The 24,341-nt window shown below is 70.9% G+C and carries 19 protein-coding genes and 1 tRNA gene; 11 read left to right on the top strand and 9 right to left on the bottom strand.

What is annotated here, in order from left to right; genetic code table 11:
- Position 1: 1 nt before the first annotated feature.
- The 4 genes from ACFYNU_RS09110 to ACFYNU_RS09095 all read right to left on the bottom strand — a co-directional run bounded on the left by ACFYNU_RS09110 (position 2) and on the right by ACFYNU_RS09095 (position 5,735).
- Positions 2 to 1,858: a BTAD domain-containing putative transcriptional regulator gene (locus ACFYNU_RS09110; protein WP_356584456.1), complete on the bottom strand. Its 1,857-nt coding sequence runs from the start codon at positions 1,856 to 1,858 to the stop codon at positions 2 to 4.
- Positions 1,859 to 1,868: 10 nt separating this feature from the next.
- A complete protein-coding gene (locus ACFYNU_RS09105) occupies positions 1,869 to 2,060 on the bottom strand; it encodes a hypothetical protein (RefSeq protein WP_356584455.1) in 192 nt (63 codons plus the stop codon).
- A gap of 313 nt (positions 2,061 to 2,373) precedes the next feature.
- Complete coding sequence (locus ACFYNU_RS09100) at positions 2,374 to 4,950, bottom strand: FtsX-like permease family protein (RefSeq protein ID WP_356584454.1); 2,577 nt, start codon at positions 4,948 to 4,950, stop codon at positions 2,374 to 2,376.
- Entirely contained in the window at positions 4,947 to 5,735 is a 789-nt protein-coding gene (locus ACFYNU_RS09095; RefSeq protein ID WP_356584453.1) for an ABC transporter ATP-binding protein, read from the bottom strand. The genes ACFYNU_RS09100 and ACFYNU_RS09095 overlap by 4 nt, the downstream gene beginning before the upstream one ends.
- Positions 5,736 to 6,389: 654 nt before the next feature.
- Here ACFYNU_RS09095 and ACFYNU_RS09090 point away from each other — a divergent pair.
- Positions 6,390 to 7,949: an MDR family MFS transporter gene (locus tag ACFYNU_RS09090; RefSeq protein ID WP_356584575.1), complete on the top strand. Its 1,560-nt coding sequence runs from the start codon at positions 6,390 to 6,392 to the stop codon at positions 7,947 to 7,949.
- Positions 7,950 to 8,019: 70 nt separating this feature from the next.
- Here ACFYNU_RS09090 and ACFYNU_RS09085 read toward each other — a convergent pair whose 3' ends face one another.
- On the bottom strand, positions 8,020 to 8,916 hold the full coding sequence (locus ACFYNU_RS09085) for a cellulose-binding protein (RefSeq protein ID WP_356584452.1): 897 nt from the start codon (positions 8,914 to 8,916) through the stop codon (positions 8,020 to 8,022).
- Between the two features lie 265 nt (positions 8,917 to 9,181).
- On the bottom strand, positions 9,182 to 11,311 hold the full coding sequence (locus tag ACFYNU_RS09080; RefSeq protein WP_388765710.1) for an SUKH-4 family immunity protein: 2,130 nt from the start codon (positions 11,309 to 11,311) through the stop codon (positions 9,182 to 9,184).
- A gap of 64 nt (positions 11,312 to 11,375) precedes the next feature.
- Between ACFYNU_RS09080 and ACFYNU_RS09075 the strand changes: the two genes are divergently transcribed.
- Complete coding sequence (locus ACFYNU_RS09075) at positions 11,376 to 11,516, top strand: hypothetical protein (RefSeq protein ID WP_388765724.1); 141 nt, start codon at positions 11,376 to 11,378, stop codon at positions 11,514 to 11,516.
- Positions 11,517 to 11,679: 163 nt separating this feature from the next.
- Here the strand turns inward: ACFYNU_RS09075 and ACFYNU_RS09070 are convergent, their stop codons facing one another.
- Positions 11,680 to 12,657 carry an SMI1/KNR4 family protein gene (locus ACFYNU_RS09070; RefSeq protein ID WP_356584450.1) on the bottom strand — a complete coding sequence of 326 codons (978 nt, stop codon included), beginning with the start codon at positions 12,655 to 12,657 and terminating at the stop codon, positions 11,680 to 11,682.
- A gap of 375 nt (positions 12,658 to 13,032) precedes the next feature.
- Between ACFYNU_RS09070 and ACFYNU_RS09065 the strand changes: the two genes are divergently transcribed.
- Complete coding sequence (locus tag ACFYNU_RS09065) at positions 13,033 to 13,569, top strand: YwqJ-related putative deaminase (protein ID WP_356584574.1); 537 nt, start codon at positions 13,033 to 13,035, stop codon at positions 13,567 to 13,569.
- 8 nt (positions 13,570 to 13,577) lie between these two features.
- Positions 13,578 to 14,066 carry an SUKH-3 domain-containing protein gene (locus ACFYNU_RS09060; protein ID WP_356584449.1) on the top strand — a complete coding sequence of 163 codons (489 nt, stop codon included), beginning with the start codon at positions 13,578 to 13,580 and terminating at the stop codon, positions 14,064 to 14,066.
- 122 nt (positions 14,067 to 14,188) lie between these two features.
- Here the strand turns inward: ACFYNU_RS09060 and ACFYNU_RS09055 are convergent, their stop codons facing one another.
- Positions 14,189 to 15,538, bottom strand: a complete 1,350-nt coding sequence (locus ACFYNU_RS09055; protein WP_356584448.1) for a histidine kinase — start codon at positions 15,536 to 15,538, stop codon at positions 14,189 to 14,191.
- 167 nt (positions 15,539 to 15,705) lie between these two features.
- Here ACFYNU_RS09055 and ACFYNU_RS09050 point away from each other — a divergent pair, with 167 nt between their 5' ends.
- The 7 genes from ACFYNU_RS09050 (at position 15,706) to ACFYNU_RS09020 (ending at position 21,336) form a co-directional block, all read left to right on the top strand.
- Positions 15,706 to 16,575 carry a hypothetical protein gene (locus tag ACFYNU_RS09050; RefSeq protein ID WP_356584447.1) on the top strand — a complete coding sequence of 290 codons (870 nt, stop codon included), beginning with the start codon at positions 15,706 to 15,708 and terminating at the stop codon, positions 16,573 to 16,575.
- A gap of 11 nt (positions 16,576 to 16,586) precedes the next feature.
- Positions 16,587 to 16,660 (top strand) — tRNA-Gln (locus ACFYNU_RS09045).
- A gap of 115 nt (positions 16,661 to 16,775) precedes the next feature.
- On the top strand, positions 16,776 to 18,224 hold the full coding sequence (glmU, locus tag ACFYNU_RS09040; RefSeq protein ID WP_356584446.1) for a bifunctional UDP-N-acetylglucosamine diphosphorylase/glucosamine-1-phosphate N-acetyltransferase GlmU: 1,449 nt from the start codon (positions 16,776 to 16,778) through the stop codon (positions 18,222 to 18,224).
- A gap of 110 nt (positions 18,225 to 18,334) precedes the next feature.
- Entirely contained in the window at positions 18,335 to 19,312 is a 978-nt protein-coding gene (locus tag ACFYNU_RS09035; RefSeq protein WP_356584445.1) for a ribose-phosphate diphosphokinase, read from the top strand.
- A gap of 199 nt (positions 19,313 to 19,511) precedes the next feature.
- Complete coding sequence (locus ACFYNU_RS09030; RefSeq protein WP_356584444.1) at positions 19,512 to 20,102, top strand: 50S ribosomal protein L25/general stress protein Ctc; 591 nt, start codon at positions 19,512 to 19,514, stop codon at positions 20,100 to 20,102.
- Between the two features lie 101 nt (positions 20,103 to 20,203).
- Complete coding sequence (pth, locus tag ACFYNU_RS09025) at positions 20,204 to 20,800, top strand: aminoacyl-tRNA hydrolase (RefSeq protein ID WP_069627387.1); 597 nt, start codon at positions 20,204 to 20,206, stop codon at positions 20,798 to 20,800.
- Between the two features lie 65 nt (positions 20,801 to 20,865).
- On the top strand, positions 20,866 to 21,336 hold the full coding sequence (locus tag ACFYNU_RS09020) for a hypothetical protein (protein ID WP_356584443.1): 471 nt from the start codon (positions 20,866 to 20,868) through the stop codon (positions 21,334 to 21,336).
- Between the two features lie 58 nt (positions 21,337 to 21,394).
- On the opposite strand, the gene ppc is transcribed toward ACFYNU_RS09020, so the two are convergent.
- Positions 21,395 to 24,118, bottom strand: a complete 2,724-nt coding sequence (gene ppc, locus ACFYNU_RS09015; RefSeq protein ID WP_356584573.1) for a phosphoenolpyruvate carboxylase — start codon at positions 24,116 to 24,118, stop codon at positions 21,395 to 21,397.
- Positions 24,119 to 24,341: the final 223 nt, after the last annotated feature.

Raw genomic sequence — 24,341 nt, 5'->3', positions numbered from 1 at the left:
TTCACACCTTCTGTATCGGTCGGGATCGATACGGCGCGGTTCTGCGCGCGTACACACGGAGCAGTTCGTGCACCCGGTACGGGCCGGGCGGCCCTTCTTCCAGCAGTCCGGCGTCGGCGAGCCGGTCCAGTACGTCGTCCGCCTCGGCGGGGGACATGCCGAGCACGCGCACGCCGTCCTCGGCCGTGAAGTGGTCGGGGATCTGCGCGGCGACCTTCAGGAAGGCGTCGGCGAGGCGGGGGTCGAGCCGGTCGAGCGCCCCGCCGAGCACGCGGTGCACCGACAACTCGGGTGAGTCGGCGAGCGAGAGCCGTGCCAGCGGGTCCTCCGCCAGCCAGCTGACGGAGTCGGCCAGCCGCAGCGCGGGCCGGGTGAGCAGCCGGGCGGACATGATGCGCAGGGCGAGCGGGTGGTGGCCGCAGGCCTCGGCGAGGCTGCGGGCCGCCTCTGGTTCCGCGTCGACGCGTTCGGCGCCGAGGACGGCGAGCAGCAGCGCGTACGACTCCTCCTCGGTGAAGGTGCCGAGCCGCAGCACCCAGCCGCCGTGGGTGGCGACGAGACCGGCGAGGCCGCGCCGGCTGGTGACGATCGCCGCGCCTTCGGTACCGGCCGGCAGGAGCGGCCTGACCTGCTCGGCGTCGACCACGTCGTCCAGCAGCAGCAGGACGCGTTCGCCGGGTACCTGGTCGCGCAGGGCCCCGGCGACCTCGGCCGCCGCGTCCTCGGGGCTGCGTGGCGTACCGTCCGGGGCGACCATCCGCACCATGAACAGGCCCCCGGGGAAAGCGTCCTTGACCTGGTGGGCGAGGTGCCGGGCGAGTGCGGACTTGCCGATACCGGGCGCCCCGGACACCAGGAGGGTGACGGGGTCGTCGCCGGGCGCGGTCAGCCGCTCCCGCAGCGCGGCCGTCTCGGCGGTGCGCCCGGTGAAGGAGTGCACGGCCGCGACCGGCCCCACCATCGCCTTCGCGGCGGGTGTGGGCGCGGGCGTGGGCGCCTGGACTGCGGCGGCTGCCGGGTGGTGCTCCTCGTGAGCGCCGCCACCGCTGCCGCCGCTGCCGCCACCGCCGATGCCGGAGACGTACGCCGGACCGGCCGGGTGCCGGTCCTCGGCGGGACCCAGGTCCTCGCCGCGCAGGATCGCCATCTCCAGCCGGCGCAGCGCGGGCGAGGGATCCACGCCCAACTCGTCGTGCAGATAGTCCTTGACCAGCCGGTACTCGGCCAGCGCCTCGGTCTGCCGGCCCGTGCGGTACAGGGCCTCGATGAGCTGTTCGCGGAACCGCTCATGGCCGGGGTGCGCCCGGCTGGCGCTCCACAGCTCCACCAGTGCCTCGCCGCAGCGGCCGAGCCGCAACTTGAGGTCGCAGGCGCGCTCCAGGGTCCGCAGCCGCTCCTCGACGAGCCGGGGGACTTCGTCGCGGTGCAGTACGTCGGAGCGGACATTGGCCAGGACGGAGCCCTCCCACAGCGACAACGCCCCTTTGAGCACGTGCAGTTCGCTCTCCGGATCGGCTGTCTCCTCGGCGCGCCGTACCTCTTCCCGGAAGCCGATCAGATCGAGATGCCGGGGCCCGGCCGTGATCCGGTAACCGCCGGGCACGGCCTCGATGGGTGTCTCGGTCACGCCGTGCTTGGTGAACAGCCGGCGCAGCCGCAGCACACACGTCTGGAGCGCGGCCCGGGAGGTGGCCGGCTGTTCCTCGCCCCACATGGTCCGCTGCAAATAGTCGGCGGAGACGACGGTATTCGCGTGCAGAAGCAGTGAGGCGAGGAGAATGGTGGGTTTGGACGGCTGGAGTACGACGGTGTCGGAGCCGTCCGTGATGCTGAGCGGCCCGAGGAGCTGAAACCGCACCGGCTACGCCTCAGTCCCAGCCGTTGACAAGCTTGCTCGTGACGACGGTGTCTCCGTCGACGGGCGCGGCGGCGGAGGCGGCCCCGGCGGACAGGGTCAGTGCGGCCGTACAGAAACCAAGGACGAGCGCGGTACGTGCGGTACGAGCGGTGCGCGAACGGGCCGTGATCTTCTTGGAGTTGCAGTGCGGTACACCGAGCACAATTCCCCCTGTTGAATCGTTCCGTCGGTCCGGATCGCTTCCGGTGGGACAGACGATGGCAGCGGGTGTCTCGAAATGGGGGGCCGGGCCTTGTCAGCTTGCTGCATCTACGCGCGCAGCTTGTTGTCAGCGCCGCTCTGACCTGGGCGAACGAGATCGGCCCCGGTGGGCGTGGAGGACGCCCACCGGAGCCGAAAATCTACGTTGGCCGACTATCGGCCAACGTCCGGCCGATCCTGCACCGGGCCGGTCCGGAGCAGCCCGGCCCGGACCGGCCCGGACTGCTCCGGGCCGGTCCTGCACCTGCCCCGCCCTAGTCCGTGGCGATCGCGTTCAGCACGTTCATCCGGCCGGCCCGGAAGGCCGGGACCAGCGCGGCGAACAGTCCCACGAAGGCCGAGGCCACGAACACCCCGACGATCGTCGGCCAGGGGATCTCCAGGACCTCCAGGCCCTCCAGGGCGAGGAGTTGCTGGGCCGCCGTGCCCCAGCCCATGCCCAGACCGAGGCCGAGCAGTGCTCCGAAGAGGGCGATGACCACCGACTCCAGGCGGATCATGCGGCGCAGTTGACGGCGCGACAGGCCGATGGCCCGCAGCAGTCCGATCTCCCTGGTCCGCTCGACGACCGACAGCGCGAGGGTGTTCACCACTCCCAGCACCGCGACGATGATCGCCAGTCCGAGCAGACCGTAGACGATGTTGAGCAACTGGCCGATCTGGTCCTTCAGATCCTGCTTGAAGTCCGTCTGGTCCTGGACCTTGTACTGGGGGTACGCCGACATCGAGTCCTTCAGCGCCGCGTACGCCTCCTTCTCCTTGCCGTCGTCGGCCGCCGCGAACATGATGATGTTCTTCGGCATCTTCTCGGGGGTCAGATACGCCCCGGCCGTCTCGATGGATATGTATTTGGCGCCCTTGTCCACCGACACGTCGTCCGAGGTGATCGCGGCGACCTTGAGCTTCGCGCTCTCACCGCCCTTGAAGGCGACGGTCAGTTCGTCCCCCACCTTGACGTCGTGCTCCTTGGCGAAGACATCGCCGACGGACATCGAGTTCTTGTCGTACGCGGCGGACAGCTCACCCGCGACGGTCTCGCGGCGCAGATCCTGCGCGTACGTCGGGTCGGCCGCCGCCAGTTCCTCGTCGGCGGTCTTCCCGTCGGGCGTGGTCAGCTCCGCCTCGATCAGCTTGTACTCGGTGACGTGCTTGATGTCCGGCGCCTTCTCCAGCGCCTTCTGGGCCTGCGGCACGATCGGCTGACCGGTGTTGGACTGGACGATGAAGTCGGCGCCGACCGTCTTGTCCAGCTCGTCCGTCGCGGACGCGACCATCGACGAACCGACCACCGACAGGCACGCCACCAGCGCCAGACCGATCATCAGGGCCGCGCCCGTGGCTCCCGTACGCCGCGGGTTGCGCAGCGCGTTGCGCTCGGCCATCCGGCCGACGGGGCCGAAGACCCGCAGCACGACCGCGCTCAGGACCTTGACGAAGAATCCGGCGAGCAGCGGACCGACGACGACGAAGCCGATGAGCGTGAACACCACACCCAGACCGAGGAACAGGGAGCCCTCGCTCGCCTTCTCGGCCCCGGTGGAGACGAGGAGCGCGGCGACACCACCGCCGGTGAGGATCAGGCCGATCGCGCCCCGGATCCGCCCGGCGCGGCCGTCGGCCGGCGTACCGGCGTCCCGCAGCGCCGCCATCGGCGAGATCTTCCCGGCCCTGCGGGCCGGTATGTACGCGGCGAGGACGGTGACGATCACTCCGAGCGCCAGCCCGATCGCGGGCGTCGTCCACTTCACCGTGAGGTCCTGGGTGGACAGCTCCATGCCCATGGACGACATCAGTTCCATCAGCCCGACGGCCAGTCCGACGCCCGCCGCGACACCGGCGACGGAGCCGACGATGCCGAGCAGAACGGCCTCCAGCAGCACCGAGCGGTTGACCTGCTTACGGCTGGACCCGATGGCCCGCATGAGGCCGATCTCCCGGGTCCGCTGGGCGACCAGCATGGAGAAGGTGTTGACGATCAGGAAGATGCCGACGAGGAAGGCGATCCCGGCGAAGCCGAGCATCGCGTACTTCATCACGTCGAGGAACGAACCGACGCTGTCGCGGCTCGCGTCCGCCGTCTCCTTCTGCGTCTGGAGCTTGTACGTGCCCCCGAGCGATCCCGCGAGGTCCGCCTTCAGCCGGGCGTCGCTCACGCCCTGGTCGGCCACCACGTTGATCTGGGTGAACAGGCCGGTCTCACCGAGGAGTCCGCGCTGGGCGGTCGCGGTGTCGAAGTAGACGACCGCGGCGCCGGGGTTGGTCACCTTGAAGGTTGCGATACCGACGATCTTCGCCTTGAGGTCGCCCGTGACCACGATGGTGCGCAGTTCGTCGCCGAGCTTCAAGCCGTGCTTGTCGGCGGTGTCGGCGTCGACCATGACCTCGGTGGGACCGCGCGGGGCGTGCCCGGATGTGATCTCCATCGACTTGAGGTCGTTGGCGGTCCAGTTGCCCGCGATCGTCGGGGCGCCGCTGGACGCGCCGACGTTCTTGTTGTCGGCGTCGACGACCGTGACGCTCATGCTGCTGACCGCGCCCTCGGCGGACTTGACGCCCGGGGACTTCTCGACGCGGCCGACGACGGAGGCGGGCAGCGACTCGGGCTTGCCGGTCTGCGACGGTGTCTCGTCGGCCGCCGCCGCGCCCTTGGGGCTGACGGTGACATCGGACGACGTCGCGGCGAAGAGCTTGTCGAACGTGGTGTTCATGGTGTCGGTGAAGACGAGCGTCCCGGAGACGAACGCCACCGACAGCAGGACGGCGACGGCGGAGAGCGCCATACGTCCCTTGTGCGCGAGGAAGTTGCGCAGAGAGGTCTTGACGACGGTCACGACGTCCGCCCCCGCGCGTCGAAGTTCTTCATACGGTCGAGGACCTGCTCGGCGGTCGGGTTGCGCATCTCGTCCACGATCCGGCCGTCCGCGAGATACAGCACCCGGTCCGCGTAGGACGCGGCGACCGGGTCGTGCGTGACCATGACCATGGTCTGCCCCAGCTCGTCGACGGACCTGCGCAGGAAGCTCAGCACCTCGGCGCCGGCCCGCGAGTCCAGATTTCCGGTCGGCTCGTCACCGAAGATGATCTCGGGGCGGGCGGCGAGCGCGCGGGCGACGGCCACGCGCTGCTGCTGGCCGCCGGAGAGCTGGGTGGGCCGGTGCTTGAGGCGGTCGGCGAGACCGACGGTCTCCACGACCCGCTGGAGCCACTGCCGGTCGGGCTTACGGCCCGCTATGTCCATGGGCAGCGTGATGTTCTCCAGGGCGTTGAGCGTCGGCAGCAGGTTGTAGGCCTGGAAGATGAAGCCGACCCGGTCCCTGCGCAGCTGCGTGAGCTTCTTGTCCTTGAGCTTCGTGATCTCGGTCTCGTCGAGATAGATCTCCCCCGAGGACACGGTGTCGAGCCCGGCGAGGCAGTGCATCAGCGTCGACTTGCCGGAGCCCGACGGGCCCATGATCGCGGTGAACTGCCCACGGGCGATGTCCACATCGACATGGTCGAGCGCGACGATCCGGGTCTCCCCGGAGCCGTAGGCCTTGACGACCTGCCGCGCTCGCGCGGCGACGGCCAAACGCCCTCCCGTGCCCCCGTGCTTGGGGATGGTTACAGCCGTTGTCACGGTAAATCTCCTAAGTCCGTCGATATTCAGGCGTCGAGAGGCACGTGCGCGCCTCGCGCCGATGCTTGGTGGGTGGTGGTGCTGCTGCTGCTGCTGCTGCTACGAACGCGACGTGGCGTGGTGCCGTGCCGTGCCGTGTCGTGTCGTGTCGCGTGGTGTGGTGCGGCCCGGTGTGGCTCGGTGTGGCGTGGAAGCCTCGCCGGTTCTGACTTGCCTTGAGTCTGCCCGCCCGAGTCCCCCCGGCGCGCTGGGGAAAAGCGCACACTTCCCCTGTGGTTTTCCTCAGGATTTCCTGGTGGTAGCCCCCGTAGCCCCCCTCGGGCCCGTCCCCTCCCTCACCGCCCGGCCCCCCGACCGGCCCCCTGCGGTGTAGGACCAACTTAAGGAACGGGCCCCCCTCTTCTCCTCCTCCAGCGGGACGAACCGGCCCTGGCCGGAAGTAGGGAGAACCACCTAAGGGGACTCCACCCTCAGGTGGAGCGCCTCTGAGGGTTCGCCTCCGGGCTCCGCCGCCTCGCCTCCGGGAAGGAACCCTGCACCCTGCCGCGACGGGAGAGTCAAGTGAGATGGTGTCCCAGGGAAATACCTGCATAGGGAAGGGATCTCGTGACCGTCATACCCGGGCCCCGTCGCGGACCCGTCGTCGCCGCCCTGATGCTCGGCATGGCGCTGGCCGCGCTGGACGGCACGATCCTCTCCACCGCCGTCCCGCAGATCGTCGGTGACCTCGGCGGCTTCTCGGTCTTCTCCTGGCTCTTCTCCGGCTATCTGCTCGCCGCGACGGTCACGCTCCCTGTCTACGGAAAACTCTCCGACACCTTCGGCCGCAAGCCCGTCCTGATCGCGGGCATCATCCTCTTCCTCATCGGCTCGGTCCTCTGCGCCACCGCGTGGAACATGGGGTCCCTGATCGCGTTCCGCGTCGTCCAGGGCCTCGGGGGCGGCGCGATCCAGGGCACGGTGCAGACCATCGCCGCCGACCTCTACCCCCTCAAGGAACGCCCCAAGATCCAGGCCAAGCTCTCCACCGTCTGGGCCACGTCCTCCATCGCCGGGCCCGCGATCGGCGGACTGCTCGCGGGGTACGCGGACTGGCGCTGGATCTTCCTGATCAATCTGCCGGTGGGCGCGCTCGCGCTCCACCTCACCGTCCGCCACCTCCACGAGCCGGGACGCGAGGCCTCGGCCCCCGCGCGTACGAAGCGAGGTCCGCGCCCCCGTGTCGACTGGGCGGGCGCACTCGCCGTCTTCGCCACCGGCACGCTCCTGGTCACCGCCCTCGTCCAGGGCGGTGTCGCCTGGCCCTGGCTCTCCGCGCCCTCGCTCGCGCTCCTCGGCGGCACCGCGCTCCTCGCCGTCGTCACGTTCCTCGTCGAACGGCGCGCGGCCGAGCCGATCATCCCCGGCTGGGTCTGGCGCCGCCGCCCCATCGCCGCCGTCAACCTCGCGCTCGGCGCGCTCGGCCTGCTGATGATCGCCCCGACGGTCTTCCTGCCGACGTACGCCCAGTCCGTCCTCGGCCTCGGCCCGATCGCCGCCGGTTTCGTCCTCTCCGCGATGACCCTGACCTGGCCCATCAGCGCGGCCCTCAGCGACCGCGTCTACAACCGCGTCGGCTTCCGCCGCACCGCGATCACCGGTATGTCGTGCGCGATGCTGGTCCTGCTGGCCTTCCCCCTGCTGCCCTTCCCCGGGCAGGCGTGGCAGCCGGCGCTGCTGATGCTGGTGCTCGGGGCGGGGCTCGGGCTGTTCCAACTGCCGCTGATCATCGCCGTACAGGGAACGGTCGGCTGGTCGGAGCGGGGTACGGCCACCGCGTCGATCCTGTTCTGCCGCCAGCTCGGCCAGAGTGTGGGCGCCGCGCTCTTCGGCGCGCTGGCCAACGGCGTCCTCACCAACAGGCTGGCCGATGCGCCCGGCACCGGCCTCCCGCGCGACCTCGACTCCGTGGCGCACGCCCTGGACGACCCCGGGGCCCTCACCGACCGCGCGGCGGACTTCCTGCGCCGCGCGGTGGACTCGGCGGTCGACTCCGTCTTCCTGGGTGCGGCGGTGGCCGCCGCGCTCTGCCTGCTGGTGCTGCTCTTCGTGGCGCCGCGCCGCTTCCCCGTCCACCGCGACCCGGCGCCGGACCCCACCTCGGGTCCCACACCGGACGCCGCCCCGGACGTACGGCCCCAGAAGACCCCCGGCCCCGCGGCGGACACCTCCTGAGACGGCCTCCTGAGACGGCCTTCTAAGACGGCCTTCTGAGACAGCCTCCTGAGGACGACAGGGGCTGCGATCAGCTCTCCGCGTCCGCCGGAGTCCGGCCCGTCAGTGCCGCCAGGCTGTTGCGGATGTGCGTCATACGCGCCTGCACCTCCTCGCGGACCTCCGTGTGCTCCCCCACGATCCGCTCCGTCTCCCGCGCGGTGCGCTCCTCAGCCGCCCGCGCCTGCGCGACCAGCTCCTCCGCACGCGCCACCGCGTCCTCCTGCGTATGCCGGGCGTTCTCCTCGGTCTCCGCGAAAGCGCGCTTCGCGTCCGCGAGTCGGGCGTCCGCGCGGGCCGCCAGCTCCGTCTGGTACGCCTCCGCCTGCGCCTCGCGCCCTGCGAACTCCCGCTCTGTCGCGGCCAGCCGCTCCGCGTGCTCCTGCGACAGCTCGGTGAGCAACGCCTCCGTACGCTGCCGGATCTCGTCGAAGCGGGCCAGCGCCGCGCCCCGTACCTCCTCGGCGTCCCGGCGCGCGGCCGTCCGCTGCTCGTCGGCCACGCCCCGTGCGTCGTCCAGGGTCCGCGTCGCGTACGCGTCGGCGTCGGCCGCGACCCCGTCGGCGTGCGCGCGGGCCGCCTCGCGGATCCGGCGGACGGCCTCGGCCGCCTCGTCCCGCGAATCCTGCGCGCTCGCCCGCCCGGTGGCACGCGCCTCGTCCGCCTCCTCGGCGGCCAGGGCCAGAATCTGCTGGGCGCGCTCCCCCAGCGACTCGTACGTCTGCGGCGGCAGCGCCTCGACCTGCTGCCGCAGCAGCTCCGCCTCCAACTGAAGACGCTCGGCGAGAGCCGTCAGCCGCCGCTCCCGATCCTCGGCGATCTCGCGGTCGCTCAACAGCTCCGCGACCCGCCGGTCGACCTGCTCGGGGCGGTAACCACGGCCCCGGACGGGGTCGAAGCCGTGAGCCGATGCCCGTGCAGCAGCCATTCCTGAAGCCTCTCTCCGACTCTCTCCGACCTACGGTGACGGGCCGGGCGTCCCTACGAAACGCCCTACCCGTCCATCCTGCTCAAGGATGCGGCATTTGACGCCCCTCGCCCGACGCCGCTTCCGTACCGAAGGCGCGGCCGACGCGTTCAAGCCACCGCCCGGTCCAGGCGCCGGAACGGCCGAGGCGCCCTCCGTGGTTCTACGGAGGGCGCCTCGTGCGCGTTCTGCGTGGCGGATCTCACCGCCGGACCGGCCCGTACGGTCAGAGCAGCCCGTCCCACATCTGCTCCAGCAGCACCGACCACCAGCTCTCCGGCGACGACAGGGCCGCCGGATCGATCGCGGCGAGCTGTGCCTGGAAGTCGACGGTCCAGCGACCCGCCTGTTCCGGATTGAGACCGAAACGCAGCCGCCACATACGACCCAGCAGCGCCATCGAGCGCGTGAACTCCGGCAGCCCCGTGTTCACGAACTGCGGCGGGACCGTCTGACCGCCCGGCCCCGTCTCCACCGACACGGCCATGATGTGCGCCGTGCCGTACTGGACACAGATCGCCCGGCCGAAGTCACTGCCCATGACCAGGTACGAACCCGCGTCGGCCGCCGGCTGCACCTGCCGCTGCGCCGCCAGCTCTGCCAGCGTCGGCACCACCGGCTGCGCGGGCTGCGCCCAGAAGAACGGGCCGAAATCGGCCGGGAGGCCCGCCCACACGAGCGTGCGCGCCACGATCTCCGGTACGCCCTGACGGGACACCGCCCGCTGGTCGAACCGGCAGATGCCCTGCGGGCCGAACGCGCCCGCCAGCTCCTGCGCGATCGCCTCCGGCGGAACCGGCTGCGCGGGCGGCACCTGCGGCAGCGGGGCCCGTACCGGCGCGGGACGCGCCGGACCGTCCGCGACCTGGTGCAACTCGCCCTGGTGGGTCAGCAGATGCTGCATGCCCTGCTGTCGGCTGGAGTGGTCCCTCCCGTACGGGGCGACGCTGGTGATCCGCACCTGCGGCCAGGTCTCGCGGATCATCCGCGCGCAGTAACCGCCCGGCAGCTCGCAGGACTCAAGCTCGGTGTGCAGTTCGAGCACCTGCTGCGGCGGCACGTTCATGGCACGCAGCTCGTGCAGTATCTGCCACTCGGGATGCGGGGTGCCGGGCGCCGAGCGGCGGATGAGCTGCGCCTCGGAGCCGTCGGGCGCGCGGTAGCGCAGCACGGCCTGGTAGCCGGGGCCGACCGTCGGCAGCCCGGTGGGCTGCTGCGGATAGCCGTAGCTGCCGGGCGGGGCACCGGGAGGCGCACCGGGAGGGCCGGGCGGAGCCGGTACGCCACTGGGGCCGGCCAGCATCGTCGCCGCGTGGTGGACGCCACCAGGCGGCGGCGTACCAGGAGCACCGGGTGCACCAGGGGGCCCCGGCGGCATCCCGGGAGCACCGGGCGCCCCAGGAGCACCCGGCTGACCGCCCAGGCTCGGGTCCGCGAACATCGTCGCCGCGTGGTGCACACCACCGGGAGGCGGCGCACCAGGCGCACCAGGTGCACCGGGAGGACCAGGCGGGCCGGGCGGAGCCGGAGGCATGCCAGGCGCGCCGGGAGCACCGGGCGGGCCCGGCGGCCGAGGGCCGGCCGGCGGCTGCGCCTGACCGCCCAGGCTCGGGTCAGCGAACATGGTCGCCGCGTGGTGCACACCACCAGGAGGGGGTGTACCAGGCGCACCGGGAGGGCCGGGGGGACCAGGCGGGCCGGGAGGCTGCGGACCACCCGGACCGAGGTTCGGGGCGAACTGCGTCGGCTGGTACCCACCGGCCGGAGCGCCGGGCGGCTGACCGCCGCCGGCTCCAGGCACACCGGGAGGACCGGGCGGGCCGGGCACTCCCGGCACCCCCGGAGCACCAGGTGGCGGCGGAGCCGAGGCACCGCCACGCGCGCCTCGCGGCGGCGCCGTCGCCTTGCTCGTCGCCGCGTCGGCGATGTCACCGGCGGTGGACCCGGGAGCCGGGGCCGCGGGGGCACCGGGGCCGCCGAGCCCCGCCGCCAGCTGCGTACGCGGCAGCTGGCTGCCGCCCGACATCAGCGCGGTCGGCGCCTCGGCGGCCAGACCGGGCGGAGGTGTGTCGTCGTCGTCCGCCCCGGACAGCGGCGGCGCGAAGACCGTCGCCGGGAGCCCCACGGAGGCGTCCTCACCGACGGAGTTGGTGTCCGTGCCGGCCCAGGGCGTGTCCCCGGCCGGCGAACTGCTGCTCTGCGAAGCCGAACTCGAAGCCGAAGGCGCGGGAACAGGAGCAGGCGCGGGAACAGGCGCAGCCCCCGAAGCACCCGACGTCCCTGAAGCACCCGACGCGCCCGACGTACCGGCCGTGCCCGAGCCGCCCGACGAGCCCGCAGCCCCTGGAACGCCCATCCTGTCCGCCGCGTCCTGCAACCACTCCGGCGGAGTCAGCAGGAAGGACGTCTGATTCAGATCAATGCGCTGCGGCGCCTTCGGCGGTGCCTGGGTCGGCGCCGGCGACCCGTACTCCTCCTCGTACCGCCGGATCACCTCACCCACCGGCAGCCCCGGCCACAGCGTCGCCTCCCCGCTGTCCCTCGCGATCACCAGCCGCTGAAGCCCGCCGTCCGAACGGGGACCGTCCGCCCGGTCCTCCGCCCACACCACGAACCCCAGCTCGAACTCCCGCACCCGCACCTCACGGTGCTGATACGCGGGCATGTCGCCGTTGACCCACTCGTCCGCGCGTTCCTGCGCCTGAGCGAATGTCACCATCGCGCTCACCCCTCCACCGGGACGGCGCGGGCGAAGCCGCCGTCCACCATCAGGTTCGCCACCGTGTCCAGCTCCGGCGGATTGCCCGCCAGCCTCATAAGGAAGGCGTCGAAGTCCGCACCGCAGGGCAGCAGCAGGCGCTCCACGCGCTCCGTCACGCTCCAGCCGTCGCGGTCGCGTGCGTCGTCGTACGCGCAGAACCAGACCGAACCGGTCTGCTCGCCCCGTACCTTCACCGCCAAGATGCCGCCCTGGACGAACGCCACGCCCAGATAGTCCTTGGTCAGATGGTCCCGCAGACACTTGTTGACGTACAACAGGTCGTTGACCGCCGCCTCTTCACGCACCGTGAAGAACGGCTGGTCCACCAGCAGCCCCAACTCCGCGTCCAGCGCCGCGCCCACCGGGGCGCAGCCGCCCGCCGCCTTGAGGAAGGTGCGGTACGCGCCGGGCAGCCGGTAACCGAGGTCCTCCTCCACACCGAGCAGTTGCTGCTCGGTCACCGACACCGAACTCTTCGGCAGCCCGAAGTGCACCGGCCTCGTCTCCTGAAGAGGACGCGTCCCGCGCTTCTCGTGATCGACCAGCGTCGTCGCCAGCCCGCCGTGATGCCGCAGCAGCGCCTTGACCTCCACCGGTACCAGCAGCAGCCGGCGCGAACCCGGCGCGTGGTGCCAGGTCCAGCCGTGCGGGGTGGCCACGGCGGGGATCGTGTCCCACAGTTCGTGGCCGTCCGCGTGCAGCGCGGCGTTCGCGGACACATAGTCCGTGAGCCGCAGCTCGTCGACCCCGAAACCCTCGGGGGGCTCCGCGATCTCGGCGGCGGCACGCGCGTACGGCGAGAAGTCCGGGAAGCCGTTGCCGTCCACCGGCACACCCCTGGGGTGGCGGGAGGCCCGGACCGGGTCCGGGAATTGCACGACCTGCCCGGCGTAGGCCGCGTTCGGTGGCGCGGCTTGCTGACCGAGCCGACCTGTCGTCATGGCGGATGCCCCCTGCTGGCTTCTGACTGGGTTCGACACAGCCTATGCGGTGAAGCAACTGGGGAGGCCGCCCCTCCGCCCCCTTCTCCGCCGCTCCTCCGGCCGGCCCCCGCCTCTTCCCGCTGCACCCGTTCGGGTACCGGTGACAACGGGTCACCCCAGGTCACGCAGCGAAGACGCCACGCCCCGATACCGCCCCGGCTTCCCCACGACGTGTCACATTTGGCAGGCTGTCCCCCGCAACTCGGGGGATTGCGTGGGGATTGCGTAGGGAGGGACAGCGCTTTGCACACAGCACAACAGGACACATCGGGAGATCCACGCCTCGGCTCACCGGCCCATCCGGGGAGACCGTCGGGCCGCGCCGTCACGGACATCGCCGGAACCTCGGGCGCAGCCGGCGGCGCCGGCCCCGCCACCGCGGACGGGACGACCTCCGGCGACCCCCGACTGAGCTGGAGCAGCACCGAACCGCACCGCCCGCCCGCGCTCCGGCAGCGCCGCGACGGGATCCTGCCCGCCGTCGCCGCCGCGCTCTCCGTGCGTGGCGAAAATCTCACGTGCACCGCGGGCAAGGCCGACCAGCCGCCCGCCCTGCATCCCCTCGTCCAGGACTTCCTGGACACGCTCACCAGCGGCCAGCGGGAACGATTCACCGGCCGCTGCCCCGAGGCCATCCTGCTGTCGCGGCACCTCGCCGCCATCGAGGGCGCCCGTTCCAAGCGGGCCCAGCGCAAGCCCCTCACCCACGGCGAGGCCCGCCGCTCCCTCAAGCACGGCAAGCTCACCGCACGCCGCATCCGCGAGGACGGCGACCCGCTCCACGGCAGTTACGCGCCGCCCTGCCGCTCCTGTACGGCGATGCTCGCCCACTTCGGCGTACGCCCCGTCGACCCGACGCAGAACGGCTGACCGCCCCGATGCCCGATCTCACCACCACCCGCTTCCCCGTCGCCGTCGATGTCGCCCTGCGCGAGGCCGGCTGGCAGCCGGGCCGCTGGGACATGCGGCAGGCCGAGGAGTGGGCGGACACACTGCGCGCCCACACGACCCCGGCCGGGCACGTGCACGCCGTGTTCGCGGCCGTCGTCGAGATCTGGGCGGAGTTCGGCGGGCTGACGGTGACCGGGCCCGGACCGGGGCGGCAGATCGCCCCGGCGACCGTACGGTTCGACCCGCTGGCCGGCATCCATCTCGCCCGTACGCTCGGCGACCTCGGGCGCTCCCTCGACACGGAGATCAGCCCGATCGGCGAGGAGGGCGACGGCCAAGGCGTACTCGCCGTCGACGCCACGGGCCGCGTCTACTCCGTCGACCACACCGGCGACTGGTATCTGGGCCCGCACATCGATCACGCGCTGGCGGCGCTGGTGACCGGAGCGCAGCCGCAACGGCTCACCTCGGACTGACGGACCCACCCCCGGACCGACCCACCCTCGTCGCGGCGACCGAACGACCGACCGACCGACCCGCCCGGCGTCCTGCGGTCCTTCTTCCTACGGCCTACGGGCCACGCCCCACGTCCCACGGCCTACGCGGCGGCCCGGTCCGGCAGCACCGCCGACACCCGGAAACCACCCGCGTCCGTCTCCCCCGACACGAACACCCCACCCAGCGCGTGCACCCGCTCCCGCATCCCCACCAGCCCGTTGCCGCCACTGGGCAGCCCCGCGTCGGCGGCGCCGTACGACGGACCGTTCTCCACCTGCATCGCGATCTCGGCCTCCCGGTGCGCGAGACGCACCATCACCTTCGACCCCGCCGCGTGCTTGTGCACGTTCGTCAACGCCTCCTGCACCACCCGGTACGCGGTCTGCTCCACCTCCGGCGCGTACGCCCGCGACTCCCCCTGCACCGCGAGTTCCACCACCATCCCGGCGTCCCGCGACTGACCGACCAGCGTCTCGATGTCGCCCATCCCCGGCCCGGCCTCCGCGGCGGCGGAGGCGGCAGCCGCAGCCGCCGCGACACCCACCGAGGCCAACGGCACCGTGGCACGACCCACGCCGCCCCCCGGCGCCGCGTCGGCGGCCTTGCGCGCCGCCTGCTGCTCCCCGGCGCGCAGCACCCCCAGCATCTCCCGCAGCTCCGTCAGCGCCTGCCGGCCCATGTCCCCGACCAGCGCGGCGTTCTTCACGGCCTTCTGCGGATCCTTCAACGCCACCGCCTGCAACGCGGCGGCGTGCACCACCATCAGACTCACCCGGTGCGCGACCACGTCGTGCATCTCCCGCGCGATCCGCGTCCGCTCCTCCGTACGCGCCCACTCCGCCCGCTGCTCGGCCCGGTCGGCGAGCAGCGACAACTCCTGCTCCAGGCTGTCGGCCCGCTCCCGCAGGCTCTCCATGAGCCGGCGCCGGGCTCCTACGTAGAGGCCGAGGAGTACGGGGGGCAGCGCCAGGCTCAGCGCCATGAAGACGGCGATCAGCGGGATGTACCACCGCGTCGCCGTCGCGAGATCCGTGCCCCCGACATCCTGCCGCGTCCTTACGAAGGCGACGATGAGCGTCCCGACGAGCGACATCCCGGCCAGCGCCCCGATGATCCGGCGGGGGGCGTCGGAGGCGGCGAGCGTGTAGAGCCCGACCACGGCGAGCAGCATGCCCATCTCGGCGGGTGTGACGGCGACGGACACGAGCACGACGGCCATCGGCCACCGCCGCCGGAGCAGCAGCACGGACCCGACGAGCGCCCCGAAAGCCACCCCCAGGGCCACCGGCAACTGGGCACTGCCCGCGAACCGGATCCCCTCGAACGCGCACTCCAGGGCGGACACACCGCCCAGCCCCACATCCAGCACGACGCTGCGACGCCGCCTCCACCACCAGAGCCCGCGGGTGGTCAGACCCTCGGCCTCCTCATATGCCCCCGTTGCGGTCATGCGTCCAGCCTACGGGCGCCCGCGAGTCAATTTCCGGGGAGTGCGACCGGAGCACCGACAGCACGCGAAAGGGCCTTGCACAAGGAGAACGGCCGTCGCTCACACGATCCGGCGAACCGATCACGCATTCGAGCCGGACGTTCGCATTCCGGACGATGATTTCCTACATGACTGAGTTGAACAGCAAATACACCGACTTCGAAGGACTTCGCCGGCAGGCGGTGGCGCTACGCCGGGAGGGGCTGAGCCGCCGCCAGATCCGCGACCGGCTGCACGTATACAACAACGACATTCTGAACCGCCTGCTGGAGGGCGAACCGGCCCCGGACTGGACTCGGCGCCCGAACGCGAAGGACGACCTGCGGGACAGGGCGCGGGAGCTGCGGCTTCAGGGTCTTACCTACGACCGGATCCAGCTGGAGCTGGGATGCTCGAAGAGTTCGATCTCGTTGTGGGTGCGGGATCTGCCGAAGCCCCCTCGACGTACGCGCGAGGAGGCATCCGCGATCGCCAGACGCGGGTGGGAGGCGACGCTCCAGCGGCGCGAACGGGAGCGCCAGGAAACGAAGCGCGCGGCCACCGAGAGCATCGGCACGATGTCCGACCGGGAGCTGTTCCTGCTGGGCGTCGGTCTGTACTGGGCCGAGGGCAGCAAGCGCAAGCCGCACAACCCTCAGGAGCGCCTTTCCTTCATCAACAGCGACCAGTACATGATCAGAGTCTTCCTCGCGTGGCTGGATCTCCTGGACGTCGGCAAGGACCGGTTGCGCTACCACGTACACATCCACGAGACGGCCAACGCGGCGAACGCCGAGCACTTCTGGGCGGGAATCGCGGGTATCGACCCGTCCCGTCTCGGCAAGACCAGCACCAAGAAGCACAACCCGAAGACGAACCGCAGGAACGTCGGCGAGGGCTACCACGGCTGCCTCAACATCCGCGTAGTCCAAAGCGCGGATCTTTACCGTCGCGTCGAGGGCTGGTGGTGCGGCATAGTAGGGGCTGCGCTTTCGCCCGCCCCGAAAAGGCGGACATAATCGGCGAACCATCCCGGATCGTCTAAGGGCAGGACAAATGGTTTTGGTCCATTGAATGAGGGTTCGAATCCTTCTCCGGGAGCCAGCGAGTTCGGGTCCTGACCTCTCCGGTCAGGACCCGCCTTCGTTTCCGTCCCGAAACCCCCCGGTATCCTGCGGATGTCCACCACCCCGAGCATCCGAAGCCGAAGGGCATTCCCGTGAGCGCCAATCGCCCGGCAGCCGTCGTCGTCCTCGCAGCGGGTGAGGGCACCCGCATGAAGTCGAAGACACCCAAGGTTCTGCACGAGATCTGCGGGCGCTCGCTCGTCGGTCATGTCGTCTCCGCCGCCCGGGAGCTGGAGCCCGAGCATCTCGTCGTTGTCGTCGGGCACGCGCGGGAGTTGGTCGAGGGGCATCTCGACGGGACGTACGCCGGTGTGCGTACCGCGTTCCAGGCCGAGCAGAACGGCACCGGGCACGCCGTCCGGACGGCCGTCGAGGAGCTGGGGCAGGCCCCCGACGGGACCGTCGTCGTCGTGTGCGGGGACACCCCGCTGCTGGCCGGTTCGACGCTCGCGGCGCTCGCCGCGCGGCACGAGTCGGAGGGCAACGCCGTCACCGTGCTGACCGCCGAGGTCCCGGACGCGACCGGGTACGGGCGCATCGTGCGGGACGAGGCGAGCGGCGCCGTCACCGGGATCGTGGAGCACAAGGACGCGACGGACGAGCAGCGCGCGGTGCGGGAGATCAACTCCGGGGTGTTCGCGTTCGACGGGCGGCTGCTCGCGGACGCGCTCGGCAAGATCCGTACGGACAACAGCCAGGGCGAGGAGTATCTGACCGACGTCCTCGGCATCCTGCGCGACGCGGGGCACCGTGTCGGCGCCTCCGTGGCGGCCGACCACCGCGAGATCCTGGGCATCAACAACCGTGTGCAGCTGGCCGAGGCGCGCCGGCTGCTGAACGAGCGGCTGTTGGAGCGGGCGATGACCGCCGGGGTGACGGTGGTGGATCCGGGCTCGGTGCTGATCGATGTGACGGTGACGTACGAGCCGGACTCGATCGTGCATCCGGCGACGCAGCTGCTGGGTTCGACGCATCTGTCGGAGGGCGCCGAGGTGGGCCCCAACTCGCGTCTGACGGACACCCTGGTGGGCGTGGGCGCCCGGGTGGACAACACGGTGGCCGTGGACGCGGAGGTGGGCGAGGGCGCCTCGGTGGGCCCGTTCGCGTACCTGCGTCCCGGTACGAAGCTCGGCGTGAAGTCGAAGGCCGGGACGTTCGTGGAGATGAAGAAGGCGACGATCGGCGACGGTTCGAAGGTGCCGCATCTGAGTTACGTGGGTGACGCGACGATCGGCGAGCACACGAACATCGGCGCCGCGAGCGTGTTCGTGAACTACGACGGTGAGTCGAAGCACCACACGACGATCGGCTCACACTGCAAGACAGGTTCAGACAACATGTTTGTGGCGCCTGTCACTGTCGGGGACGGTGCTTACACCGCGGCGGGGTCGGTCATCACGAAGGACGTCCCGTCGGGTTCGCTGGCCGTCGCGCGGGGCCAGCAAAGGAATATCGAGGGTTGGGTGGCTCGTAAGCGGCCGGGCAGCGCCGCCGCGCAGGCCGCCGCCGCCGCGGCCGAGGAGCTGGCGCTCGAAAGCTGACCGGAAAAAGGCGCCGCGTACAGCGCGTACCGTGATAGATGCTCACGTTCGGCTGGCTCGCAGGGACGCGCGGGTGCAGCGGCAATCAACACGTCTGAGGAGACTGTGCTGTGACCGGGATCAAGACGACCGGCGAGAAGAAGCTGATGCTCTTTTCCGGCCGCGCCCACCCCGAGCTGGCCGAGGCGGTCGCCCATACGCTTGGTGTCGGGATAGTGCCGACCAAGGCCTTCGATTTCGCCAACGGTGAGATCTACGTGCGCTATCAGGAGTCCGCCCGCGGCGCGGACTGTTTTCTGATCCAGAGCCACACCGCTCCGATCAATAAGTGGATCATGGAGCAGTTGATCATGATCGATGCTCTGAAGCGGGCCTCCGCCCGGAGCATCACGGTGATCGTCCCCTTCTACGGATATGCCCGGCAGGACAAGAAGCACCGTGGGCGTGAGCCGATTTCGGCCCGTCTCGTCGCGGATCTGATGAAGACGGCCGGCGCGGACCGCATCCTGACCGTGGATCTCCACACGGACCAGATCCAGGGCTTCTTCGACGGTCCCGTGGATCATCTGTTCGCGCTGCCGATCCTGGCGGACTACGTGGCGACGAAGGTCGACCGTACGAAGCTGACGGTGGTCTCGCCGGACGCCGGCCGGGTACGGGTGGCGGACCGCTGGTGCGACCGTCTGGACGCGCCGCTGGCGATCGTGCACAAGCGCCGTGACAAGGACGTCGCCAACGAGGTGACGGTCCATGAGGTCGTGGGCAATGTCGAGGGCCGGGTCTGTGTCCTGGTGGACGACATGATCGACACGGGTGGCACGATCTGCGCCGCCGCGGACGCGCTGTTCGCGCACGGCGCCGAGGACGTCATCGTGACGGCGACGCACGGTGTGCTGTCGGGTCCGGCGGCGGACCGGCTGAAGAACTCGAAGGTGAGCGAGTTCATCTTCACGGACACCCTGCCCGACCCGGGCAATCTGGAGATGGACAAGATCACGGTCCTGTCGATCGCGCCGACGATCGCGCGCGCGGTGCGTGAGGTGTTCGAGGACGGCTCGGTGACCAGCCTCTTCGACGAGCAGGCGTAACGGCTCGGCGGACAGCGGGCGAAGATCGATTTCTGGGCGGCCTTCCCGCCGGGTAGACTCAGCGAGTTGCTCGGCGAGGGAGGCCGCTTTCATTCGCGGCCGTCCGTTATCGACGCGCTCTTCGTAGCAGGCCGCCTGTCGTGGCCGGGTGACCACCAGTCTCATCGTCACCTATGTGTCATCTACGAGGAGTGCAGTCATGGCTGAGGTCAAGATCGCCGCTGAGGTCCGTTCCGAGTTCGGCAAGGGCGCCGCCCGCCGTACCCGTCGTGAGAACAAGGTTCCCGCGGTCATCTACGGTCACGGTGCCGAGCCCGTCCACATCTCCCTGCCGGGTCACGACCTGATGATGGCGCTCAAGACGGCCAACGCGCTGCTGAGCGTCGACATCGAGGGCCGCAAGGAGCTGGTGATCCCCAAGGCCGTCCAGCGTGACGCGCTCAAGGGCTTCATCAAGCACGTCGACCTGCTCGCGGTGAAGCGCGGCGAGAAGGTCACGGTCGAGGTCGCGGTGCACACCGAGGGCGAGCTGGCCCCGGGTCCGTTCCTCCTGGAGAACGTGCTCAGCACCCTGACCGTCGAGGCCGAGGCCACGCACATCCCCGAGTCCGTCACGGTCTCCGTGGAGGGCCTGGAGGCCGGCGCCTCGATCGTGGCGAAGGACGTCCCGCTGCCCGACGGCACCACGCTGGTGACCGACGAGGAAGCCGTCGTCATCCAGGTCCTGGCCGCGCAGGCCGAGGAGCCGGCCGCCGACGAGGCGTCGGACGAGGCCGCCGACGAGGCCTGAGCCCCGCCGGTGATCCGAACCTGAGAAACGCTTTGCCCGACGGGGTGGCGGGCCGGTGCCCGCCACCCCGTTCTTCTTCGTCCTGAGGAGACGCAGCGCAGATGACGACCGATGTCACCGCCCCGTGGCTGATCGTGGGCCTGGGCAATCCCGGCCCGGGTTACGCGGCCAACCGCCACAACGTCGGTTTCATGGTGGCCGATCTCCTCGCGGGCCGGATCGGCGGCTCGTTCAAGCGCGCGCAGAAGGCCCAGGCGCAGGTCCTGGAGGGCCGGGTGGGGCCGATGGGTCCCGGCAGCCGGCGGGTGGTGCTGGCGAAGCCGCTGTCGTTCATGAATCTGTCCGGCGGGCCGGTCGCCGGGCTGCGGGACTTCTACAAGGTGCCGACGGCCAACATCGTGGCGATCCATGACGAGTTGGACATCGACTACGGCACGCTGCGGCTGAAGCTGGGCGGCGGGGACAACGGTCACAACGGTCTGAAGTCGATGACGAAGTCGATGGGACCCGAGTACCACCGCGTACGGTTCGGGATCGGCCGACCGCCGGGGCGGATGCAGGTGGCCGACTTCGTACTGAAGGACTTCTCCTCGGTGGAGCGCAAGGAGCTGGACTACCTCGTGGACCGCGCGGCCGACGCCGTGGAGTGTCTGGTGACGGAAGGTCTGGAACGCGCGCAGAGCGCGTACAACTCCTGACAACAACGGCCATTTGTCAGCCACAAGTTGACCGACCGCGTCCGGATGGCCAAGGATCGCGGTCCATGAAGCCGAGCTCGTCCCAATTGGCGCTGTCGGTGGGCCGCCGTGTCGTGATGGCGTGTGTCGCCGCCCTGTTGCTCGCCGCCGGGTTCTGGACGTCCTGGGGTACGGCACAGCATGTGCTGCTCTCCAAGGGCCGTGAGCACGGGACGCTGTCGGTCACCGAGTGCGGCGACACCGCGTGTACGGGCACGTACGACCCCGAGGGCCCGGCCGGGCCGCGCGCCGGGACGGCCATCGAGCGGTCGGTGGCGGTGAAGAAGGGCCAGGACTACGCGGTGGTGCTGAAGCCCGGCACCGGTGAACCGGTCCGCGCGGGCTCCTCCGGCGCGCTGCTGGCGTGGGTGCCCCTCGGCGGCGCGCTGCTGCTGGCGGCGCCGGTGGTCGGCGGCGGGCTGCGGCTGACCCGTACGGCCTGGGGTACGGCGCTGGCGGGCGCGGCGCTGCTGGCGGCGGCGTTCTTCGCGCTCTGATGCGACCGGGGGTCGGGGTGACGCCCGTCCGGCGTCGCCCCGACCCCCGGTCGCCTGCTCAGCCGGTGTTGCGCAGCCCCGCCGCCACCCCGTTCACGGTCAGCAGCAGCGCCCGCGCGAGCAGCGGGTCCGGTGTCTCCTCCCGCGCCGCCGCCGCGCGCTGGCGCGCGAGGAGCGAGACCTGGAGGTAGGAGATCGGGTCCAGATAGGCGTCGCGGATGGCGAACGTCTGGCGCAGCACCGGGTTGGAGCCCAGCAGCTCCTTGTTGCCGGTGATCCGCAGGACTTCCTGCACGGTGAGCGCGTGCTCGGTCTCGATGGCGGTGAAGACGTGCTTCAGCTCGTCGGGCACGAGGGTGTCGACGTAGTGCCTGGCGATCCGCAGGTCGGTCTTGGCCAGCGTCATCTCGACGTTGGAGAGGAAGTTCTGGAAGAAGTGCCAGTGCTCGTGCATCTCGTCCAGGACCGGGTCGAGTCCCGATTCGCGCAGTGCCTTGAGCCCGGAGCCGACCCCGTACCAGCCGGGCACGATCTGCCGCGACTGTGTCCAGCCGAAGACCCACGGGATGGCGCGCAGCCCGTCGAGTCCGGCGCCGGAGTCCGGGCGGCGGGAGGGGCGTGAGCCGAGGTGCAGGTCGGCGAGCTGGTCGACCGGGGTGGCCGCGAAGAAGTACGCGGGCAGGTCCGGGTCCTCGACGAGCTTGCGGTACGCGCCGTGGGCGGCGTCGGAGACGGTGTCCATCGCGGCGTCCCAGCGCGCCAGTGCCTCCTGGGACTGGCGGGGCGCGGTGTGCAGCGCGGACGCCTGGAGGGTGGCGGCGACGGTCAGTTCCAGGTTCTCCCTGGCGAGGGCGGGGATCAGATACTTGTCGGAGATGACCTCGCCCTGCTCGGTCACCTTGATCTCGCCCTCCAGGGTGCCCCAGGGCTGCGCGAGGATCGCGTCGTGCGAGGGGCCGCCGCCGCGGCCGACGGTGCCGCCGCGGCCGTGGAAGAGCCGCAGGCGGACGCCGTAGCGGTGCGCGACGTCGCGCAGCCGGCGCTGGGCGCGGTGGATCTCCCACTGGCTGGTGGTGATGCCGCCGAACTTGGACGAGTCGGAGTAGCCGAGCATGACCTCCTGCACGTCGCCGCGCAGGGAGACGAGCCGTCGGTAGGAGGGGTCGGCCAGCATCTCGTCGAGGATGATGTCGGCGGCGCGCAGCTCGTCGGTGGTCTCCAGGAGCGGCACGATGCCGATCTTCGCCCAGCCGGCGTGCAGGTCGACCAGTCCGGCCTCGCGGGCGAGGACGGCGGCGGCGAAGACGTCGTCGGCGCCCTGGCACATCGAGATGATGTAGGACTCGATGACTTCGGGGCCGAAGCGCTCGAAGGCCTGCTTGACGGTGTGGAAGACACCGAGGGTCTTCTCGCCTGCGGCGTCCAGCGGGGCCGGGGTGGGGGCCAGCGGGCGGCGGGAGCGCAGCTCCTTGGCGAGCAGCTTCTGCCGGTACTCGCGGGGCATGTCCGCGTACCGCCAGGACTCCTCGCCGAGGCGGTCGAAGAGCTGGCCGAGCGCGTGGTGGTGGGCGTCGGCGTGTTCGCGTACGTCCATGGTGGCGAGCTGGAGCCCGAACGCGGCGAGCGTGCGGATGGTGCGGTCCATGCGTCCGTCGGCGAAGAGTCCGCCGCGGTGGGAGCGCAGGGACTCCTGGATGAGGGTGAGGTCGGCCAGGAGCTGCGCGGTGCCGAGGTAGTCGCGGCCCTCGCTGTGCGGGGTGCCCTTGGCCAGGCGCTCGCGGGTGTTGACGAGCTTCTGCCGGATGCAGGTGGCCTTGAGGCGGTACGGCTCCTCCGCGTTGAGGCGCTTGTAGCGGGGGCTGATCTCGGGGAGCCGGTCGAGGTCGGTGGCGAGCGAGTCCAGGAGTTCCTGGGTGGCGCCGGCGTACCGGATGGAGTTGGAGAGCTGGCCGCGCAGCTGGTCGATGAGTTCGAGCGCGTCGGTGATGCCGTGTTCGTGCTGGAGAATCAGCACTTCCCAGGTGACGGCGGGGGTGACGTTCGGGTTGCCGTCGCGGTCGCCGCCGATCCAGGTGCCGAAGCTGAGGGGCCGGGTGCCCGAGGGCAGTTCGACGCCGACGCGCTCCAGTTCGGCGACGAGGTCTTCGAGGACGTCGCCGACGGCTTCGGCGTGCAGCTCGTCGAGGTAGTAGATGGCGTTGCGGGCCTCGTCGGCGGGCTCGGGCCGTACGACACGCAGCTCGTCGGTCTGCCAGATCAGGTCGATGGACTCGGCGAGCCGCAGGTCGTGGCGGCGCCGGTCGGCGGCGATGACCGGGACTTCGAGGAGTTCGGCGATCCGGCGGAGCTTGTTCAGTACGGAGCGGCGCGCGGCCTCGGTGGGGTGTGCGGTGAAGACGGGGCGGACGCTGAGGTTCTTGACCGTGGCGCGCAGATGGTCGGGGTCGGCGTCCTTGAGGCGGTCGGCGGTACGGGCGAGAAGCCCGCCCTCGGCCTCGCGGCGGTCGCGCATCTCGCGGCCCCGGTGGACCTGCTCGGTGACGTTGGCGAGGTGGAAGTAGGTGGAGAAGGCGCGGACGAGCTTCGCGGCGGTCTCCAGGTCGGTGTCGCCGAGCAGCGCGGCTGCTGCTTCGCCGTCCTCGCGGGTGAGGGCGCGGACACGCTCGACGAGGTCGAGGAGTTCGGGGCCCTCCTGGCGTACGAGGGTTTCGCCGAGGAGGTCGCCGAGGCGCCGGATGTCGGAGCGCAGCTCCACATTGGCGGTCGGGGAGCCCTCGGGGATGGACGGCAGTTCGGTGGGCGGCCTGTCGGCGGTCGGGGACTGGTCGGCACTGCTCACAGGTGCGGCTCCTTGCAGTGTTTGATCACGTCGGGAGGAGAAGGTTCTGGAGAGACTGTTCGACCGGACCGCGCTGTCCGACGTCACAAGGATAGGTGTCCTTCGCGCGCCGTTATCCACAGGCCCCTTGTCGCGTGCCTTCTCACTGCCATACTTACGTTGCCGT

This window comes from Streptomyces sp. NPDC006643 (assembly GCF_042870175.1).
Taxonomy (GTDB): Bacteria; Actinomycetota; Actinomycetes; order Streptomycetales; family Streptomycetaceae; genus Streptomyces.
Note: the sequence above shows the minus strand (reverse complement) of the source record. Positions and strands in the feature narration are given on the sequence as shown.